This is a genomic window from Clostridium sp. OM05-6BH (genome assembly GCF_003481635.1).
Taxonomy (GTDB): Bacteria; Bacillota; Clostridia; order Lachnospirales; family Lachnospiraceae; genus Butyribacter.
The window spans coordinates 44,859-65,917 of sequence record NZ_QULH01000009.1 but is presented as its reverse complement, the minus strand read 5'-3'; the positions used below and the strand labels follow the sequence as shown (position 1 = coordinate 65,917).

Here is a 21,059-nt window from a genome sequence, read left to right as displayed (position 1 = left end):
ATAATTTGATCCATAGCTTCTGTACGAAATACAATAGAAACCAGTTTCATATCACACAATGTTTGACAATGCGTCAAGCACTCTGTGACAATGAAACCAAGATTTTCCATTGCTTAATCTTGGTCAAAAAAGCCCATAACAACAAAGATATGTGTGTCCTATGCCAGTCCACACAATCTCAAGTACCACTCTATTATCGGTTCACTAAATAACATTGCAAACCATATTCCCATTGAAAGATAAGGTCCTAACGCTAAGCGATGATTTGCACCACTAACTTTCATTCGTATCACATGAATGATCGATCCGGCAATACACCCTACAATAAATGCAACAATACATGCTTTCCAGCCAATCACCAGTCCTGCAACCGCCATCAGCTTTACATCGCCGCCGCCAATGCCGCGTCCTACTGTCACCAAATAGATGATTAATAAGATAACACTGACTGAAAAGAAACCGATCACATGGTCTTTCCATTGTGACTGGTCTACAATCGTAGCAATAATACCCAACACAAGAATCACTATGTTCACCTTGTCCGGGATAATGTATTGTCTAAAATCAATGATACTTAATACTATTAGGGCGGATGTCAGGAGACAATATATCACGCTCATAACGTTGAAACCGTTCGCCAAGAAAACGATCACATATAATGCTCCATTCATTCCTTCCACGAGGGGATACTGAAGCGATAACTTCGCATGGCACTTCCTGCATCTGCCCCTTAGTATTAGAAAACTGAATAATGGGATCAGATCATACCAGCGCAGGTGGTATCCACATTCCATACAATGCGAGTCCTTTAACAAACTCTCCTTCTTCGGATAACGATAAATGCAGACATTCAAGAAACTGCCTATCACTATTCCAAACATAAATACACATATGTACAAAACCAAATACGCACACCACATTGGCATAATCTTGCTCCTTAATTGTTCAACAATAATAATTACTCAGATTTTACTTCCAATTTTCCACCTACAGAGGTTCCACTAGCATCACCAACAAATACTGTTACCACACCAGAAGAACGTTTAACATAAATTTTTGGTGATGTTCCTGCAAGTTTACTCTTTAACTTACCAGTAACATCACTTTCAATATCAGCCAAAGACTTATCTGTTGTTCCGTCAGCACTGCGAAGACCTTCTAACACTTTTCCCCATGAACCAGCACCGTTTCCAACAGCACTTAATTCAGTAGCAGTAGTAATATCTCCAGGATCTGTATCTGCCTGTGAAATTGCGCTTACAATGTCCGTGCAAAGGCTAGACAGCTGCTGCTGATCTTTAGACTGACGAGATTTCTCCATGTACGGAATAACCTGTGATGCAACTACACCTACTAAGATAGCCATAATTGCCATAACGATGATCAACTCAACGAGAGAGAAACCTTTCTCTTCGTTTTCACGTAACTTTGCTAAATAATTTTTCATAACTTTAATCTCCTTTTCTTATAAAATATTTATTATAAACCACTCCTTGGCTCGTGGTTATAACACAACTTTGATTTAGTACAGAAACCTCTTTAAGAATTCTCTGCCATACTATAGATGCTAAGCATCGGTGCCATAATTGCTCCCATGATTGGAACGACAATTGCTGCCATCAAAATGATGATAAGAGGTTCCATAATCGCCGTTACCGCTTGCGTTGCCGCTTCCACTTCCTCATCATAGTAATCGGCAACCTTTTCCAGCATTTCTTCCATATTACCGGTTTCCTCACCAATACGCGTCATGTGACAGAGAAGCGGTGGAAATACTCCACTATCTTCTAACGGCTGCGACAGTGCCACACCTCGCTCTACTTCATTCTTCGCATCCTCAACTGCCACTTGAACCAATCGATTCGACATCAGTTTTGCGACTATTTCTATCGCTGCTACCATCGGAATTCCGGATGCCATCAATGTACTTAATGTACGAGTCAGTCTCGCACTTGCCGACTTGATCGTGAGATTTCCAAATATCGGTGCTTTCATAGCAATCGTTCCAAAGAACACTGCTCCTTGGTCTGTCTTCATAAACATTCGGATAGCAACAACAACTGCGATCACACCACCTAAGAAGAACGGCCACTTTGCGATCAGGAAGTTACTGATCGCCACAACTGCTAATGTAATACCCGGCAATTTGCCACCTGCCGAATCAAACGTCTCTTGGAATGATGGTACTACCTTTACTAACATGATGATAACTACACCAACGATTACTAAAAGTAAGATACAAGGATAAATCATTGCCTGCATAACCATTCCCTTAATCTTGGCATCTTTATCAAAGTTTACCGACATTCGTTCAAATGTTGTCTCTAAACTACCGGAAGCTTCACCGGCTTCCACCATGTTTACCAAAATACTCGGAAATACATCCGGCATCGTGCTCATCGCACCCGCCAATGTATCACCTTTCTCTACAAGTACCTTTACTTCCTGTACCGCATTCTGCAGTTTCTTATTCTCACACTGCTCACCAAGCATTCCAAGCGCCTGGATCACGGTAACTCCGGCATGCAGGATACTTTGGAACTGCTTACAGAACACTGCCAAGTCTTTCGCCTTAACCTTACCGCCAATGTTGATGCTCAGTTCCTTATTCAAGGCATTTGGTTTCTCCACCGTAATCGGTGTCAACCCCTGATTCTTCAGATTCGCTCTCGCCGCATCTAAGCTGGCAGCTTCGATCGTGCCTTTTTTCTGTTTTCCACCGGCGTCTATCGCCGTATAGTTAAACGCTGTTGTCGCCACACGTATCACCTTTTCCTTCCACTATGTATGTATGAACAATCTTCTATATAAATGATACTCGTTTCGAATTTCACCCATATAGAATCCGTTTCAATTCCAAGTTGTTCATAGTTTGTTCAAAAATTATACCATATTTTTTGCTTTTTTAGACAATTTTGTGTCATTTTTTCCATTTTTGTTAAAACTATCCAATTTTCTACTGCCGTAGTTAGACAATATGCCGAATTTAAATATTTAGTATAATTTTTTACGCAACTGATCCGGTTCCTGTGCAAATTCAAGTGCCTGCGTAGAATCGATCTTGCCGTCATTATACAATTTGTAAATCGCATCATCCATCGTGATCATGCCCATATTCTTACTTGTCTGGATCGAAGATGAAATCTGATGTGTCTTATTCTCACGGATCAGGTTCTGGATCGCAGGTGTAGTATGCATGATCTCAAACGCTGCTACACGACCTTTGCCATCTCTCGTTGGGATCAAGGACTGAGAAATAACAGAAATCAATACATTCGCCAACTGCACACGAATCTGCTGCTGCTGATGTGGCGGGAATACGTCGATAACACGATCGACAGTTGCTGCTGCACCAATGGTATGCAAGGTTGAAAATACCAAGTGACCGGTCTCAGCCGCAGTGATCGCTGATGAAATCGTCTCCAAGTCACGCATCTCGCCGACGAGGATAACGTCCGGATCCTCACGAAGTGCTGCACGGAGCGCTGCGCTAAAGGACATCGTATCCATTCCTACTTCACGCTGATTGATAATGGACGCCTTATGAAAATGTTCGTACTCGATCGGGTCTTCCATTGTGATAATATGTTCTGCACGTTCTGTATTAATAATATCTATGAGCGATGCCAACGTGGTAGATTTACCACTACCGGTCGGTCCTGTCACTAAGACAAGTCCACGCTTTTTCTTGGTAAGCTCTACGACTGACGGTGGCAGCCCCAAAGACTCTGCACTGGGAATCTCCGTACTGATCAAACGAATAACCGTACCCAATGCACCTTTCTGCTTGAGTACGTTCACACGGAATCGGCCATTCCCCGGAATGGCGTGCGAGAAATCCGCCTCACCCGTCTCATCCAGCGATGCACGCAATCGTTCCGGCACCATCGGCATGATCAATTCCGCAGTGTCTGCTGCCGACAACGGTTCCCTTGTAATTTTCCTTAATTCACCGTGCACACGGCATTTTGCCTCTGCTCCTGCAGCTACATGAAGATCGGATGCGCCGATCTTACGTGCCTGTGCAAGCAGATCATTAATCGTAAAACTTAACATGTCTGTTCCCCCATTTTGTGCTTAGATTTTTAGTTCTATCCGATAAGGTCTAACAATAGCCCTCTCTTTTTACTCTTCTCCATATGCAACACGATGTACTTCTTCAATCGTCGTAATACCCTGTAATACATATTGATTTGCTGAAGTGACAAGTGTTTTCATTCCTTCTCGAATCGCCTGATTCTCAATCTCCTCCGCTGATCCCTCGCGAATAATGATTCGCTTGATCATATTAGACATTGGCATGATCTCATAAATACCGACACGACCCTGATATCCCGATCCGCCGCATCTCATGCAATCACTGCCGACATTTGCCTGCGGTACAAGAATCTCTCTGCTCCGGTATTCCGGCCGGATATGCATTTCTTCCTTTTCGAATTCCGTCAACGGAACCATCTTCTTACAATCCGGGCATACACGTCGAAGCAGTCGCTGTGCAATAACACCAACAACAGCATCTGCAATCATGTAACTCTCTATATCCATATCTGCCAAACGGGTGATCGTACTTGCCGCACTATTTGTATGCAGCGTGCTTACTACCAAGTGACCGGTAATAGACGCTTCAACGGCAATATTAGCAGTCTCTTGGTCACGGATCTCACCGATCATGATGATGTCCGGATCCTGACGCAAGATAGAACGAAGTGCCGATGCAAAGGTAAGTCCCGCCTTCGGGTTGGTCTGTACCTGATTGATCCCGGCAAGGTTTGCCTCTACCGGGTCCTCTACGGTGATAATATTAACGCCCTCTGTATTCAATTCGCTAAGTGCCGTATACAATGTCGTAGATTTACCACTACCGGTTGGTCCTGTTACAAGGATAATACCGTGCGGGTGCGCCAAGATCTTATCGAACTTTGCTAAATCATCCGGCTGGAATCCCAAATCCTTCTTATCTCTCGTCAGTGCCTTCTTCTGAGTCAAACGCATTACGACTTTCTCGCCGTATACCGTCGGCAGGTTAGATACACGGAGATCGAACTCCTGTCGATCAACGATAACGCTCATACGACCGTCCTGTGGCTTACGTTTCTCTGAAATGTCCATACCGCTGACAATCTTGATACGAGCGACCAACGCCGGGAACAGCGTAATATCATGCCGCATCGCCTCTTGAAGCACACCGTCCACTCGGAATCGGATACGAAGCTGCTCTTCCATCGGCTCAAAGTGAATATCACTGGCTCTTTTATGTACTGCCTGCTCAATAATCTGATTTAAGAGTCGTACGATCGGTGCCTGCTTGATCTCCTCTGACTCTTCGTTACGATTCTCTCTATTACCATAACGCTCCTGATGCTCTTTCGTGAACTGATCCGCCACTTTCATTGCTTCCGCATTGCCAAAGTAACGGTCAAGCGCCTGCGCTACATCCTTTACTGTAGTAACATGCGCCTCGATGCGTAGACCTGTCACGATAGACAGATCATCTAACGCGCCGAGATCCATCGGATCGCTCATTGCTACACGGAGCACGTTCGGATTCTCCGGATCAAACTCATATGGCATCAACATATATTTACGAAGCAATTTCTCATCAACCAATGTGAGTATATTGTCTTCTATATGATAATCCGCTAAGCGAACCCTCGTCAAATTCAACTGTCTGCTCAGTACTTCTGCAATATCATCGTCAGATGCAAAGCCCAGATCGATCAGCACTGTACCAAGTTTCTGTCTGACATCACCTTCCTTTTGTGCCTGTAATGCCTGTTGAAGCTGTTCGTCATTGATCAAGCCACCTTCAATCAGCAAATCTCCTAAACGTTTCTTACGACGTCCTCTTGATGCACCAAAACTATCCATCTTCCCCTCCTGCTCATACTTTTTGCATATTTTCTTCCTTCTCGTTGTGTTGTTGCTATTATTCTCGCTCCGGGCATGTGTGCCATCCCATACAACAAGGCATACTTACCCACATTTAATTCTATTATAGTGGTTTTTGGCATATAACGCAAGTATTTGCTCTGATAATATAGGTTCTTATCCTCGTTCTGCCCCAACTCCCAAACTTCTCACATACTGTTCTACCGCTGCATCCCATGCGAACTCAATACGTTTATCCATGGTGAATTCTGCATGCGTAATACCGGTGACGAATACCAATTCCTGCTTTTCATAGCGAAATTGCAGTTGCAACATCGGTTTTTCCTGCAAATACAGGTCATAAACGCCACTGTTTTCCAACAATTTTTCTGCAAATTCTGCACTGGCTTTCAAAGAAATGCGCATCATCGTTGGCGTTCGATCCCCTTTTATATAAGTAAATATCGTTGGTTTGCACTCTTTCCATCGAACCCCGTCATCTGCAGGCGCTTCATCGTACCAATTCGGATTACGCCCACCCTGCATGGTCAATTTGGCAAAGGTGAGCACTTCTGCCTGCTCCAAATAACATTCATCAAAGGCATCACGGATCAATAAGTGCGCCATAGCTTTTTGTATTTCAGAAATTTTCAATAAAATCATAAAATCCTGCTTTCTGTGCATACTAATTGCACGACAAATTTTCTGCTGTTTGGATGCAGAGAGTTTGTCTTCCTATAGATTACAGCCGTGTGCACTTGCGCTGTCAGCATCGGCTGCCTACTTCAGACAGCGCAGATAAGGAGGCACGATCATGAAAAAAGATGCAAAAACCATGAAAGAAGTTGCAGAACATTGTACGCAGTATTGCCCTTGCGAAACAGGCAAATGCGGATGCTCTAACTCTACTGCAGAGAGCGTATCTTGCACTAACTGCACCCATTACACAGAGCCAAATGTCTGTGATCTTGATCTTTACTCAGAAATCATGAAAAATCACGATTTCTAATTGTATTTCTGATCTGCGTCTGCAGACACTCCCTCATGCGGATGCAGGGGCGCGGTTCTTCGCTCCTGTGTCTGCTTTTTTGCTTGCGACGGCTACCGGTCGCATATATCTGCTAGCGGCTGACAAATACAACAATAGAACGCGGTGGAACTACGGTTGCACGCTGCTTGCCCAGTTTTGTATTCTTGCTTCTCTTGGTCTGCTTAACGGCCGTCTGCGGCAACACGTGAAATGTTTCATCAAATGTCTCGATGGCAGCATGCCATTCTTTGCCTGCCGGCAGCGTTGGCAGATCAAAGGACTTTGTCTCCCAATACATATTAAAAATGATGTATATAGAATCATCGGAAGTTCCATCCGGTTTCTGCGCATAATCTCCGGCTAACAGCACACCTAATATGCGGCTGTAATTGGAAAAGTCCGGACGCCACGTTTGCACTCCATGCGCCGATATGCCGGGCAGACCACAGGATAACGTATCCTGCATACATAATGCTTTCGCTTGATGAAGCACCGGATGCTCTGTACGAAATGCGATCAACTGTTTCACATAGTTGCGGATCTGCTCCCCTGTCTTGGTTGGTTTCCAATTGAGCCAAGTTACCGCATCATCGTGACAATACGGATTATTATTGCCTTCCTGACTATTGCCAAATTCATCGCCTGCAAGGATCATCGGCGTTCCCTGACTAAATAACAGCATCAAAAATGCGTTGCGGATCTGACGTTTCCGCTGCTCCAGTACAGCCTTTTTGCGGGTTTTTCCTTCCACGCCACAGTTCCAGCTATAATTGTACTCCGTTCCGTCGGCATTTCGTTCCCCGTTTGATTCGTTATGTTTGATATCGTAGGACACCAGGTCCATCATCGTAAATCCATTTACATGGGTCATAAAGTTGATAACGCCCACTTTATCCGGATGGCGGTAAAATCTTTTATAAAACGCTTCTGCCTGTCCCTCATCACTTTTCAGGAAACGTCGGGCATCGTTCATAAAGCCTTCGTTATATTCTGCCAGACAGTTATCCGCCTGATGAATACCGGCGCCGGATAGCATTTCTTCATCCCAATAAGAAGAAAACAGCTTGACACCGGATAAAATAGGATCTGATGCTAATGTAAGCGATGGCATGACTTCTGTGTTGACCCGAAAACCATCCACATGGTAGTTTAATACCCAATGCCGCAAACAATCTGTCATTAAGTTGAGATTGGTGCCGGGTGCAAAATAGAAGTCCAAAATAACTTCCATCCCGTTGCGATGAAGCTTTTTGATCGTTTCTTTGAATTCTTCATCTGCATTTTCTCCGCTGCTATAGGCTGCTTTTGGTGCAAAATAATACGTATCACTTACACCGTATCCCCAATAATTTACTTTATCACCCTGCTTTTCTTCAAAATCATATACCGGAAGCAAGAGTACGCCATTGATCCCAAGATCTTTCATATATGGTATCTTGTCCTGCAGACCTGCGAAAGTACCCGGCTTGCTCACGCCGGAGGAGGCATGTTTTGTGAATCCTCTTACATGTAATTGATATAAAACCAGCTCATGAAAGGGCTTGCGCAGAATGTAATCTCCTTCCCAGTCAAATTCTTTCAAACAGATACGACCTCTGACGGGCATTTTATCTGTACGATTCCAACGGTCACGACCGGATATTCCTGCCGCATAGGGATCCACAATATCTTCCCCGTCTGCTTCGTATACGTATTCGTACTTATCGGATAATTCTTCGGCTATATCAAAGGCACTTGTCGTATTTTTGGAACGCAGGTGTACGAAATATACGCTTCCCATGCGATATTCATCCGTAAGCGGTATCCGATACTGCTCTGTCTGATGCCCTTTACGAAATAGCTTTAGGTAACATTCTCTCTTGTCCGGCAAATATATGGCGAATTGAACACCATCTGCCACCTTTGTCACGCCAAGCGGCAGTGCATTGCCCGGCTGTATTGTAAATTGATTTTTTGTCATACTGTTACTCCAATCATTTTTGACCCTATGGTCTAGTCACTATTTCTATTTTACTACATTTTTAACATTGGTGTAAAGGTAATATGCAAGATGTGTACTTCATCGATCTAATTCAACTATTTGCAAGAATGTCATGAAACTTTTTTAAAAAAGGGCTTGCTTTTTGGAAAATATTATTATATAATAGCTGAGTGCTTGAGCGAAATATTTACATGAAACATTGTAAATGGCATGCTTTGAGACATATGATGGGCTATCGCCAAATGGTAAGGCACTGGACTCTGACTCCAGCATTTCAAGGTTCGAATCCTTGTAGCCCAGTTTTTTATTTTTAAACCTTAGATAGTTATCTAGGGTTTTATTTTTTTGTTTGCTTTTTATATATAATTTTTGCGACTCTGTCTTACATAGACAATCATAACAATAAAAAGATGCATTCGTTCATTTTGTACTATATATTCTGTTAGCTTCCTCTTCACTGATTGAAAATGTCTTCTGCAATTCTGATAATATCGTTTCTTTCGGTATCTTCATATTTCTCAACATGGTTACTGTCTGTCCTATAGTTTCTGCACGACCTTCCTCTCGGCTCTCTGCCTTCAGATCCTCAATTGCTTTGCACATATCCACTTTCCCCCTGTCTTGCCTAATTTCCAATCCTATCCCTGCAACTGTATTAATCACATTAGCTGCTGCAATCATTGCAACTTGTTTATCATACTGCAGTGCATCATATACCATGTTACGCACCGGCATTGCATAATGCACCTCCATCTGATTCTCAACCCCTAATATCACATAGTTTGCATAAGAGTCCTGCATCATTGCTGCAAATTTCAACAAATCGCGGTGTTTCTGCGCTGAATTACTGCCATCCGTTTTACGCTTGGAACGTTTATGCATTTGAGATCTTTTTATGCTAACGTCCACTTCTCTTGACAATTCCTGTCCTTTTATTGCCGCCGGCAATGTAACCAATTCCGTAACATCCTTCTCTGTAAGATTCTCCGGCTTTATTTTTTGTTCTCCATCATAAAGAAAAAAATTAAAGACATCCGCAAAAATTTCTGGGTTTCCTATGTATTCTTTAACGATTGTATCTTTAATAATATCCCCCCTATCCTTCTGTATCATCAAATGTTGCTTATCTGAATTTTACTATAATACATTTTCTTAGATGTTTCAATATTTTATGTCATTTGTCGCAATAAATATGGCATTTTTTAAAAAAAGCCACTTCTAAAGAGTTATATATTCAAAATCTGTGTAGCTTGTGATTAAGAAGGTGTTGAATATTCTAAAAAAAAGACTTGCTTTTTCGTTTCCAGTGTTATATAATAAATAAGTGCTTGAGCAAAAGGCTTACACAAAACATTGTAAGTTGTATACTTCAAGACATATGATGGGCTATCGCCAAATGGTAAGGCACTGGACTCTGACTCCAGCATTTCAAGGTTCGAATCCTTGTAGCCCAGTTTTTCTTTTTTAAACCTTAGAGATGTATTTCTAAGGTTTATTTTTTTGCAGGAATAAACTATTAACCATCTATTCCATAACCAAAGCAGTATTTATTCAAACAAAACGCCCCATGGGATCCTACATAAGCGTGGAACTCCATGGGGCACACTAATTTCTTATATTTATACAATCTGGTTTATAGCTTCTGCTGTATATTAATCCTCTTCTTCTGCCTGTACAGACAAGATCTGACGTTTTCTTGCCATCTCATCATTTTCCAGATATTCATCGTATGTTGAAATCTTGTCGATCAATCCACCCGGTGTGATTTCCATAATACGATTTGCAATTGTCTGAATAAACTGATGATCCTGAGATGTAAAGAGAATTACTCCCGGGAATTTGATCAATCCATTATTCAATGCGGTGATTGATTCCATATCCAAATGCGCTGTCGGCTCATCAATGATCAAAACATTGGATGCCAAGATCATCATTTTGGACAGCATAACACGAACACGCTCTCCACCGGATAATACGTTAACCTTTTTGACACCATCTTCGCCCGGGAATAACATACGTCCGAGGAAACCACGTACATAGGTTGGATCCTTTTCCGGTGAAAATGGCATTAACCAGTCAACGATCGTCTCGTCCCCGGAGAACAACTCTGTATTGTCTTTTGGGAAATAAGACTGGCTTGTCGTAACACCCCACTTATAACTTCCCTCGTCCGGTTCCAACTCTCCTGCTAAGATCTGGAACAACGTAGTTGTGGCGATCGTGTTGCTTCCTACAAAAGCAACCTTATCTTCGCGATTGATGATGAAAGAAATGTCATCTAAAACTTTAACACCATCAATAGTCTTAGACAAATGTTCTACGGTAAGCACTTCATTACCAATCTCTCGTTCCGGACGGAAATCAATATATGGATATTTTCTGCTGGATGGCTTCATGTCATCAAGCTCGATCTTTTCCAATGCCTTTTTACGAGAAGTTGCCTGCTTGGATTTGGAAGCGTTCGCACTGAATCGCTGAATAAATTCCTGCAGCTCTTTGATCTTCTCTTCTTTCTTCTTGTTGGCTTCTTTCATCTGCTTGATCATCAACTGACTTGACTCATACCAAAAGTCATAGTTACCGGCATATAGCTGTATTTTCGCATAATCAATGTCCGCAATATGTGTGCAGACTTTATTTAAGAAATATCGGTCATGGGATACCACGATAACCGTATTGTCAAAATCGATCAGGAAGTCTTCCAGCCAACGGATCGCATCTAAGTCCAAGTGGTTGGTCGGCTCATCTAACAATAAGATATCCGGGTTACCAAATAACGCCTGCGCAAGCAGGATCTTTACCTTGTCGCTGGCTGCGATCTCACTCATCTTTTTATAATGAAGTTCCGGTGCGATTCCAAGACCATTTAGCAAAGTCGCAGCATCTGATTCTGCTTCCCATCCGTCCATTTCCGCAAATTCTGCTTCTAATTCACTGGCACGGATACCATCTTCTTCTGTGAAATCTTCTTTTGCATAAATCGCATCTTTTTCTTTCATGATGTCGTATAAGCGTTCGTTACCCATTATAACAGTATCAAGTGCAACAAACTCATCATACTGGAAATGATCCTGCTTCAAGAAAGAAAGTCGCTGACCAGGAGTAATAATGATGTCTCCTTTACTTGGTTCGATCTCTCCGGTAAGTATTTTTAAAAATGTAGATTTGCCGGCACCATTTGCACCGATCAATCCATAACAATTTCCTTCTGTAAATTTAATATTTACATCCTCAAACAGGGCTTTCTTGCCCAAGCGCAATGTCACGTTACTTGCCTGTATCATAATTATCTCTTTCCTTTCTCAGTTCACATACTCTTAATATGCAACGCTTACTATTTTACAGGAACTATGTAAATTTGCAAGCCTTTTTCGGGAATTTAAGCCTTTTTCAGCCATTTATACCGATCCTTAGCGATCCAACAGCCCTCGGATCTGTTTAATGATCCGCAATATAAGCTCGACTCTCTTAAATGGCGTGATCAGATAAAAGCCATCCACATATGGGGCAATTTCCTGTGCAACCTGAGCAGATATCTGCTCTGCCAGTTCCTCTCCCTGTGCCCGGTCTTTGTCCTGATACATTTCTATAATACGCGGATCGACATCAATTCCTGCCATTTCACTATTCATAAAGCAGGCATTCCGATAGCTGACTACCGGCATAATTCCGCCTAAGATCTTAACATCTAATTCCTCTCTGGCACGCTTGAGGTTATTTAATGCTCTTTCCGTAAGTACCGGCTGCGTAAATAATACATCGATTCCTTGGCTGATCTTACGCTTAGCATGGATGATCTGACTGTCAAAATTAACGGCATTTACATTTAATGCTCCACTGATCATAAACGGATTGTTCTGAAAAATCTGCTCATTCAGGGTACGAATATGGTTTGCAAGCACCGCTGAATTATAGCTAAACATTGTTTTTACCAAGCCTCGCTCTGCTGCCGGCACCGGATCTCCGGTCACGGTAAGTACGTTGTTAACACCCTCCACATTTAATCCCAGCAACAATGCCTTCGTTGCATTAATATTACGGTCACGACAGGTCATATGCGGAATTGCTGTCAGACCAAGTTCGCGCATGACTTTGCATGCCAATATACTACTGTCAATGCGTGCCTTTGCCACCGGGCAGTCGGCAATATCAATGGCGTCAACGCCTGCCTGCTGGTACTTGACTGCTCCTTCCATGAAGAAATCGATCTCCGGCGTTACAGGCGGATCCAGTTCTACGACCAAAACCTTCTCGCCACATGCCAATTTTGCTGCAAAGGTATTGCACAGATTGTCCTTTCCGGCATAGTTTTTCACTTCCTGTCCATCATTTGCGACAGGGATTGATTGTTCCGTTTGCCGGTTCTCCACAACAGAGTGGACGGACCGTCCCGAACCATCCGCACTATATGTTTTTCTTCCGGGGAGCGGCGACTGCTGCAACGTCTTAGCTATTTCCGAGATAAAGCTTGGATCGGTACCGCAACAGCCTCCTATGATAGACGCCCCCTGCTTTGCGATCTGGTACATCTCTTTTGCATAATAATAATGATGTGCCTCGTAATACGTTCTATTATCCAGTACGGCAGGATAACCGGCATTTGGCATGATCGAGATATATTTTGTATTCTTTTCTCTTGACAATTTATACATGAGATCCAGCAAATGCTTAGGACCGGAAATACAATTAAAGCCAAGTGCATCGATCGACGATACTTTCATCATCTTTTGATATAAACTACGCCCATAGCATCCACTTCGGGTTAAGCCCTCCGGTGATACTGCAAATGAGACAATAATAAATGCTTCCGGCTGCTTCTGCTTAATATACTCGGTAATTTCATCCAATCCTTCTATGTTGTCTAATGTCTCAAACAAAAAATGACGCACACCCTGCTCCAAAAAGCAGTCCACCGGAAGGCGATAACGTTCTGCCGCATCATTCTCATCGCCGATCACAACAGGACCAATATCACCAAATAATATCTGCTCTCCTGCAGATTCCTCGATTGCCTCCCGTGCAATCTGCGTGCCGGCTGCTATAACCTTTCCAACCTCTTCTGCTGTAAAATGATCTCCTGCATTGGCCGCAAATGTGTTTGTTTTGATCGCCACTGCTCCGGCATCAATATACTCTTTGTGTATCTGTTTAATACGCTCCGGATAGCGAAGATTCCATTTTTCGCAGGATTCCCCACCAAATTGTATATATTTATCTGCAAGGTAAGTTCCCATTGCACCGTCAAACAGCAATGGCTGCTTACTAAGATAGTCTCGAATATTTCCCTGGTAAAGCATTATTTTCCTCCATATGCGCTATGTTATATGTGTTCTCTGATTTTCTGAATGACAAAAAAGATCGCAAACGCACATAAATTAACTAATACAACGCTTGCTCCTGCCGGCGTTGAAAATTGATAGGATACGATCATTCCGATGCAAAAACAGATTACGGCCAAAATACCGGAAGAGATCACCACACTCTTAAAACTTTTCCATATACGCATAGATGTGAGTGCCGGAAAAATAACCAAACTCGATATCAACATGGCTCCCATCATCTGCATTCCAAGAACGATCGTCACTGCCGTCAAAATTGCGATCATTGTATTGTAAAATGATACCTTTACCCCCGTTGCTCTGGCAAAGCTTTCGTCGAAAGTGACCGTAAAGATACTGTGATAACAAAAGATAAATAACAACAATACGATCACAGACAAACCAACGCTTAAATATACATCTGCGGATGTCATCGCCAAAATGCTGCCAAACATGTAACTGCACACATCCGTAGTCATTCCTGTCGTAAGGCTTGTTACCGATACACCGATCGCTAACGCCGAAGCTGACATGGCAGCGATGGCTGCATCCGACTTCATTAATCCATTCTCTGTCATACGCAACAGGAAAAAGGCCGCTACGATCACTACCGGTATTGAAAGTGCAAGCGGTGCGATGCCACATGCGATCGCAATTGACAATGCCCCGTAAGACACATGGGATAATCCATCCCCGATCATGGAATACTGTTTTAATACTAAGCTTACCCCTAACAGGGCGGCACATAGCGATACCAATATTCCGACAATAAATGCTCTCACTATAAATGGATAGGAAAACATCTGCATTAACATTTCCATGTATGATTCCTCCTATATTTACCGCATTGTATGCCATACCCCGGCATACTCTGTCTCTAAATACTTCGCAACGTTGCCATAAAAATAGTCTCCTTCACGAATATGCAAAATATAATCTGCACACTCGACCGCCTTGTGTACATCGTGTGTCACCATAATGATGGCAACGCCTTCTTGGTGAAGTTTGTCAAGATTTGCATACAATGACGCTGCCGCAGCCATATCAAGACCGGTAACCGGCTCGTCTAATACTAACAGTCTCTCCGTTGCGCACAGCGCACGGGCTAACAGTACTCTCTGCTGCTGTCCACCGGAAAGTTCCCCATAGCATTTCCCCTTTAGATCGGTAATTTCCAAACGCTCCAGGTTACGAAGTGCTTCTTTCTTTTGTGTGCGCCGATACCAAGGCTTGCCATGCATCTGATTTTGGAAACCGGACAGCACAACTTCCATCACGCTGGCCGGAAAGTGCTTCTGTGCCTGTGTCTGCTGTGGCAGATAACCGATTGCTCCGCCGTGAAGAGAAGGTGCCAACTCCACTTTGCCACTGACCGGCTTCAACAAACCAAGTAAAGTTCGGATCAATGTGCTTTTACCGGATCCGTTCTCACCAACAACGCATATATATTCTCCACGATGTACGCTGAAGTCCAAATGTTCTATAATTGCTCGATTCTCATAACCAAGTCCTGCATCTACACAGGAAACCAAGCAATCTTCTTTTTTTTGCTCCATAGTTTACCTCTTTTCTAATCTAAGTCGCAATATCATTAAAGGTTATTATATCATACATCAATTAGCCTTTTTATTAAACTCGCAAATCCGCTCCTTCAGAGCTTATTCGCTTGTTACACAAGCTTATTTGCTCGTTAATGAGCCCAGAAAAACAAATGTCTGCTTCGCAGCCGCTTGTTTTTCTCTGAGGCTCATTATATCACAAATTCGCAACGCAAGATATCTTGACATTTCCTACATTCCTCGGTAGAATATTGCTTGTTATACTATAATGATCCTTAGCGATTTTGTCAAAGTCCTTAAGGATACATTTTATCATTAAGCTGCACGGTTACTTTGCAGCCCCATTAATTAGGATTGGAGTTGATTTTTTTTGGATTCAAGCGACGCCCGGCAGATAGTTATTTTACTTATTCTGCTCGCACTCTCTGCTTTCTTTTCATCTGCAGAGACTTGCTTAACAACAGTAAACAAAATGCGTATCAAATCATTGGCAGACGATAAAAACAAGAATGCCTCTCTGGTACTCAAACTGATCGAAGAAAAGACGCAAATGCTTAGTGCCATATTAATAGGTAATAACGTTGTGAACTTATCTGCTTCTTCTCTGACAACAACCTTCGCAATGAAACTTGCAAAAAGTTCAGGTATGAGTGACAGTGTAAGCGCGATCACCGGTATTGCAACAGGAATTATTACTATTTTGGTCTTAATATTTGGAGAAATCATTCCAAAGTCCCTCGCAACAATGAATGCGGAACGTTTATCTCTGATCTATGCCAAACCGATTTATGGACTAACGAACATACTTCGGCCGATTTCTTTTTTAATGAATCAATTGAGCAACGGACTAATGCATCTGCTCCATGTAAAGTCGAATCACTCTCCTGCGATTACAGAGGGCGAGCTTCGTACGATCTTGGATGTCAGCCACGAGGAGGGTGTTATTGAAAGCGAAGAGCGTCAGATGATCACAAACGTGGTTGATTTCGGTGATTCGATGGCTAAGGACGTCATGGTTCCTAAAATGGATGTTGGATTCGTCAGTGCGGATATTTCTTATCAGGAATTGTTCGAGGTATATAAGGAACTTCGCCATACAAGAATGCCTGTATATAGTGAAAGCCGTGATAATGTGATCGGTATCATTAATGTTAAAGACCTGTTCTTCTATGAAGATGCCCGCGATAAATTTGATGTTACAACTATTATGCGTGAACCTTACTTCACCTACGAATATAAGAAAATTTCCGAACTCTTTTTTGAGATGAAGAAGGAGTCTATTCCATTGGCTGTTGTGTTAGATGAATACGGCGCAACTGCCGGCATTTTAACACTGGAAGATCTCATAGAAGAAATTGTAGGTGAGATCCGTGATGAATATGACACAAACGAAGAGGATGAGATCACCAAGATTGATGACGAAAATTTCATCTTACTTGGTATCGCAAAATTAGATGATATTAATGATGAGCTTGGCATTGATCTGGAATCAGAGGATTATGACTCGATTGCCGGACATATCATTAATCTGTTGGATCATTTCCCGAAAGCCGGGGAAACTGTACAGGATGAATACGCTGAATACCGGGTACTCGAGGCAACCAACAATCGTATTGATAAAGTAAAAGTTCATCTACTTCCTCAGAAAGATACGACAGCAGATTTGGATGAGGAAGAAGGGGTCTAACGCACCTACATCACTCGGTGCGCAAGCCCCTTTTCGATCACGTCACTACGAGGATCAGACACACACCGCTCAAATTGGCAGTCTTGAATCAATCCCGCTGTTGCGCCATACATCCAGACTGCTGCACCGCGAGTGTCACGACACCCGACAAACTTACAACGTATCACTTTACCACCCTGCATATATAATGCTCCACCTTGACAGTAACTAAACGTGCTGTCAAGGATCTCGGAGGCATATGCATTATAAACCGCTCTCCCGCCTTTCGTATTGGCAAAAAAGCACTGTGCGATCTTTACTCTTGTTCCTGTCGCCCGGAGTATTCCCACCCGGTTACGTCCATCAAACAAACAATGCTGCAATACCGCGAAAGCAGCATGGTCCAAACGGATCAGATCACCTTGTTCACATTGTCCACAGATCATTTTCACATTATGCATCTCAAGACTTCCATAGCAGACTATTGGCTGATTCATATATATAACGCTATCGCTTATCGTAAGTTTTGCTCCTGTTGCCACCTCTAATGAACAATCAAGTATCGCTGTACATTGTGAAATTTTACGTTCCTTCTGTACTCGAATTCCTTTTTTATCAATGCTTCCGCCTACCCGCCAATGTCTTACAAATGGCATATCTTTCGGCACACACTCATGATAAGTACAATGTGTTACATCGATATCACAGGACAAATAAATCGCTGCACCACGCTCTGCTTCACACTGTTCAAATACATTATCACAGACCACACCCTGCCCTCCTCGAAGCATTAATGCTCCACCGGATTCTGCAGAATAACAGTCGCGAAAATGACAGCGGATCACATGGATGCGCTCTCCCCAAAAACGAATTGCAGCTCCTTTGGTTGTACGCACGATCGTGCTGTCTGCCACCGATACCACTCCATCTTCCGCTCTAAGAAACATTCCATAATAGGCACAATCAATCACACTGTTCTCAATCAAAACACGACTTCCGCACTGATGCACATTAATTCCGGCACGATGAGAATTACTAGTACGTACAAGCCGGCTATTACTGATATGCAATTCTCCACCTCGCAGTGCTATATTGCCAGCCATGGATACAACGGCCTGATCGATCAGCAACGTCATTCCTTCATACAAAACAATGTCCGTCGGAAGAATGTAATTTCCCGTGATCCGAATCCGTTTGTACTGTTGCAGCTGCGCCTGCAGCTTTGTACCATCCATCGCATCTCCCAGAGGACTCATCTCTTTATTATATTGCTCAAAACGGGTTAATACATCTTGAATCATTGACGCCCCTCCTTATAATTCTGAAAAAATGCTTCCTGTACATTTTGATCGGAAATTACTTCGCATCCCGATATAGTCTGTTCACATCTGTAATTTTGAAAATATACTGCTGCACCCAGATATTTTGCATGGCATTCCACAAACTGGCACTGTCGGATCCGTACACTACCGAAGGTTTCTGAGTAAATTGCCCCTCCATAGTCTCTCGTACCGTTGACGAATCGACAATTGTGTATATACACTTTCGCCGGATCTTCGAATACCAACAGTCCTTCTAATCCATTCTGCAGTCCGGTATTCTGAAACTCTGCATACTCTCCGGCAAAATGCACCAGTGGCACCCGAGCACTTCGGCATAGCCTGCTATCTTTAACGAGCAAACTCCCCTTTTGCTGATAGATAGCACCACACAGCGACTGACAGTCTAATACTGTCGCTGTCAACATGATCGAAGATCCGGCAGTCATTGTTATGAAATATTTCTGTGAACAGTTCTCAACGCATATCTCACAATTTTGAAAATGTACTCTTCCACCTTGAACACGTATTGCTCCATCCATAGTAATCTCTGCTTCTTCACACCAAAGCGTTGCACCGGTTTCCACCAAAATATCCCCATCTATGATCTGCTTTCCATGAAGATAAATCGTCTCTCCTGTATGTACCGTAAACCCTTTCCGCGTCTGTTTCCACAAAAAATCCGGATAGATATAACGCATTACTGCAAAAGGCATACAGCCTCCAAGCTGTTCATATCGTTCGTACTGCTCGGCTGCTAAGGTTTGATCCTGTTTCGCCGCAGCCTCCCCAAAAGCACATATAAATTCACGTTCTCTCTTGCTGATCTGAAACATAATAGCGTACTGATCAAAAATTGCCTGACAGTAATCCACAGACCAAACCGCCATAAGACACATCTTGTATATATCCAACAAGAAGCAACACTGGTCTACACGATCACATACCGTTTGGCGCACCAGCTCCAAATGTCGTTCCAGATCATTATTAATATCCGTAATGATCTGTGCGTATTGATCCTGATCCGGCAGTAATTGCCGCAGCAACCGTTCATAATATGGCTGTAACTCCATAATCGCACGCATATTGCCCATCGCCAGCACACCTAGCCCAAAACAATACCGGTATCGATATGCAGCACTTCGTTCCCGCATCGGGTGTGACACCAATGATCCTTTATTTTCTTCCCTTTCCATGGTTTCCTCCTCCCCGAAATCGCATTAGTTCTATATTATTTATCGAACAAAATCCGTCATTTGCCCATGTGCTGCGACAAAAAAGTCATCAATTCTGTATCATTTATCATCGCGAGAGTCCTGACAACTTTCTATGCGCTGATGAAGCAATTCTACAGCCCGATCAACTTGTCTCATAAAAAAAGCATTCTCCTTATTCTGTTTTTCATCAATATTACGATTCAAAAATTGCAGTACTCTACCATACGTAACCGCCTCTTCTAACTCTAAATTATAAGGGATCACGCCAATATTTTGTCTTGGGATATGAAAACGATAACATATTCTACGCAAATTCCAAGTATGATTAGGCTGATATTTACCAATCAAAAAGAACGCTTTATTGCGTATTATTGGATGATTTTCAAAAAATTCCGTCAACATCTTTGTATCCTGTCGTAGATTGACTACTATTAAGTCTGCATCGGAAAGTATACTGGTTGTACTAAGATTTCTGTTGGATTCAGTATCCACAAATAATAGATCTGCTGCCTCTTCCAGACATTGAAACAAAGTCTCTCTGACTAATTCAAATTCATAATTGAATACATCTCGATTTACAATGAAACTCTGTGGCAAATAGAATAAATTCTGAAACAATAAAGGAATCGCTGTGTGCTGTATCATATTCGCATCATTCTTTCCGGAATACAGTTCTTTCAAAAGATGTTCCAACCCGTATTTGTTATAATATTGACCCTGCTCACGCAAACATTCGATCCTCTCTGACGGGAGCATCAGGTCACCGATATTTCTAAGACTGTAATGATTCTCTAGGAGCATGCATTTCTTTTCACTATGAACTGCTGTCATAGCTGCCATACACGCAAGATTCGTCGTGACACACGCCCCCTCTCTCGTATGGCTCCAAAATGCAATCTTCAATTGAACTCCAAACCTCCTTCCCTATTATGAGCGACCTGCCAGACAACGTAAGTTGCTTTCGGGCTGGTCAAAATACTAATTCTTTGTCGTTCAACTTGGGAGTAAGGTTACTATATCTGTTTTACCCGAAAACGTAAAGACTTTTTTTCTGTTTTTTTCACTTTCCATACATTGCACAAAATTAAAGCAAAAATTTGT

The 21,059-nt window shown here is 42.6% G+C and carries 17 protein-coding genes and 2 tRNA genes; 4 read left to right on the top strand and 15 right to left on the bottom strand.

Features of this window, described 5'->3' with window-relative positions:
- Nucleotides 1-158 precede the first annotated feature (158 nt).
- The 6 genes from DXB73_RS09160 to DXB73_RS09135 all read right to left on the bottom strand — a co-directional run bounded on the left by DXB73_RS09160 (nt 159) and on the right by DXB73_RS09135 (nt 6,531).
- Nucleotides 159-926 (bottom strand): A24 family peptidase, encoded by a 768-nt coding sequence (locus DXB73_RS09160; RefSeq protein ID WP_118690900.1) that lies wholly within the window; start codon nt 924-926, stop codon nt 159-161.
- A gap of 32 nt (nt 927-958) precedes the next feature.
- Nucleotides 959-1,447 carry a prepilin-type N-terminal cleavage/methylation domain-containing protein gene (locus tag DXB73_RS09155; RefSeq protein ID WP_118690899.1) on the bottom strand — a complete coding sequence of 163 codons (489 nt, stop codon included), beginning with the start codon at nt 1,445-1,447 and terminating at the stop codon, nt 959-961.
- Nucleotides 1,448-1,539: 92 nt separating this feature from the next.
- On the bottom strand, nt 1,540-2,769 hold the full coding sequence (locus DXB73_RS09150; RefSeq protein WP_118690898.1) for a type II secretion system F family protein: 1,230 nt from the start codon (nt 2,767-2,769) through the stop codon (nt 1,540-1,542).
- A 225-nt stretch (nt 2,770-2,994) separates the two neighbouring features.
- Nucleotides 2,995-4,056 (bottom strand): type IV pilus twitching motility protein PilT, encoded by a 1,062-nt coding sequence (locus DXB73_RS09145; RefSeq protein WP_118506796.1) that lies wholly within the window; start codon nt 4,054-4,056, stop codon nt 2,995-2,997.
- A gap of 69 nt (nt 4,057-4,125) precedes the next feature.
- Nucleotides 4,126-5,868 (bottom strand): ATPase, T2SS/T4P/T4SS family, encoded by a 1,743-nt coding sequence (locus tag DXB73_RS09140; protein ID WP_118690897.1) that lies wholly within the window; start codon nt 5,866-5,868, stop codon nt 4,126-4,128.
- 177 nt (nt 5,869-6,045) lie between these two features.
- On the bottom strand, nt 6,046-6,531 hold the full coding sequence (locus tag DXB73_RS09135) for a DUF5721 family protein (protein ID WP_118690896.1): 486 nt from the start codon (nt 6,529-6,531) through the stop codon (nt 6,046-6,048).
- Between the two features lie 151 nt (nt 6,532-6,682).
- Here DXB73_RS09135 and DXB73_RS09130 point away from each other — a divergent pair, with 151 nt between their 5' ends.
- Complete coding sequence (locus tag DXB73_RS09130) at nt 6,683-6,877, top strand: hypothetical protein (RefSeq protein WP_118690895.1); 195 nt, start codon at nt 6,683-6,685, stop codon at nt 6,875-6,877.
- A gap of 112 nt (nt 6,878-6,989) precedes the next feature.
- Here DXB73_RS09130 and DXB73_RS09125 read toward each other — a convergent pair whose 3' ends face one another.
- Nucleotides 6,990-8,858 carry an alpha-amylase family glycosyl hydrolase gene (locus tag DXB73_RS09125; RefSeq protein WP_118690894.1) on the bottom strand — a complete coding sequence of 623 codons (1,869 nt, stop codon included), beginning with the start codon at nt 8,856-8,858 and terminating at the stop codon, nt 6,990-6,992.
- 249 nt (nt 8,859-9,107) lie between these two features.
- Here DXB73_RS09125 and DXB73_RS09120 point away from each other — a divergent pair.
- Nucleotides 9,108-9,179: transfer RNA gene (locus tag DXB73_RS09120), tRNA-Gln, on the top strand.
- Between the two features lie 120 nt (nt 9,180-9,299).
- Here DXB73_RS09120 and DXB73_RS09115 read toward each other — a convergent pair.
- Nucleotides 9,300-9,992, bottom strand: coding sequence for a hypothetical protein (locus tag DXB73_RS09115; RefSeq protein ID WP_118690893.1), 693 nt, complete (start codon nt 9,990-9,992; stop codon nt 9,300-9,302).
- A 269-nt stretch (nt 9,993-10,261) separates the two neighbouring features.
- On the opposite strand from DXB73_RS09115, the gene DXB73_RS09110 reads away from it, so the two are divergent.
- A tRNA-Gln gene (locus DXB73_RS09110) sits at nt 10,262-10,333 on the top strand.
- A 198-nt stretch (nt 10,334-10,531) separates the two neighbouring features.
- Here DXB73_RS09110 and DXB73_RS09105 read toward each other — a convergent pair.
- From DXB73_RS09105 to DXB73_RS09090, 4 genes are all read right to left on the bottom strand, one after another.
- On the bottom strand, nt 10,532-12,163 hold the full coding sequence (locus DXB73_RS09105) for an ATP-binding cassette domain-containing protein (protein ID WP_022025300.1): 1,632 nt from the start codon (nt 12,161-12,163) through the stop codon (nt 10,532-10,534).
- A gap of 126 nt (nt 12,164-12,289) precedes the next feature.
- Nucleotides 12,290-14,176: a bifunctional homocysteine S-methyltransferase/methylenetetrahydrofolate reductase gene (locus tag DXB73_RS09100; protein WP_118690892.1), complete on the bottom strand. Its 1,887-nt coding sequence runs from the start codon at nt 14,174-14,176 to the stop codon at nt 12,290-12,292.
- 23 nt (nt 14,177-14,199) lie between these two features.
- Nucleotides 14,200-15,018: a metal ABC transporter permease gene (locus DXB73_RS09095; protein ID WP_118690891.1), complete on the bottom strand. Its 819-nt coding sequence runs from the start codon at nt 15,016-15,018 to the stop codon at nt 14,200-14,202.
- Between the two features lie 18 nt (nt 15,019-15,036).
- The gene (locus DXB73_RS09090) at nt 15,037-15,753 is read right to left on the bottom strand and encodes an ATP-binding cassette domain-containing protein (RefSeq protein WP_118506789.1); all 717 of its coding nucleotides are present in this window, start codon (nt 15,751-15,753) and stop codon (nt 15,037-15,039) included.
- Between the two features lie 373 nt (nt 15,754-16,126).
- Between DXB73_RS09090 and DXB73_RS09085 the strand changes: the two genes are divergently transcribed.
- Complete coding sequence (locus DXB73_RS09085) at nt 16,127-17,443, top strand: hemolysin family protein (RefSeq protein ID WP_118690890.1); 1,317 nt, start codon at nt 16,127-16,129, stop codon at nt 17,441-17,443.
- Nucleotides 17,444-17,448: 5 nt separating this feature from the next.
- Here DXB73_RS09085 and DXB73_RS09080 read toward each other — a convergent pair whose 3' ends face one another.
- The 3 genes from DXB73_RS09080 to DXB73_RS09070 all read right to left on the bottom strand — a co-directional run bounded on the left by DXB73_RS09080 (nt 17,449) and on the right by DXB73_RS09070 (nt 20,861).
- Nucleotides 17,449-18,723: a right-handed parallel beta-helix repeat-containing protein gene (locus DXB73_RS09080; protein WP_118690889.1), complete on the bottom strand. Its 1,275-nt coding sequence runs from the start codon at nt 18,721-18,723 to the stop codon at nt 17,449-17,451.
- Nucleotides 18,720-19,937: a hypothetical protein gene (locus DXB73_RS09075; RefSeq protein WP_118690888.1), complete on the bottom strand. Its 1,218-nt coding sequence runs from the start codon at nt 19,935-19,937 to the stop codon at nt 18,720-18,722. Before DXB73_RS09075 ends, DXB73_RS09080 begins: the two co-directional genes overlap by 4 nt.
- A 99-nt stretch (nt 19,938-20,036) precedes the next feature.
- Nucleotides 20,037-20,861: a hypothetical protein gene (locus DXB73_RS09070; protein ID WP_118506785.1), complete on the bottom strand. Its 825-nt coding sequence runs from the start codon at nt 20,859-20,861 to the stop codon at nt 20,037-20,039.
- Nucleotides 20,862-21,059 lie beyond the last annotated feature (198 nt).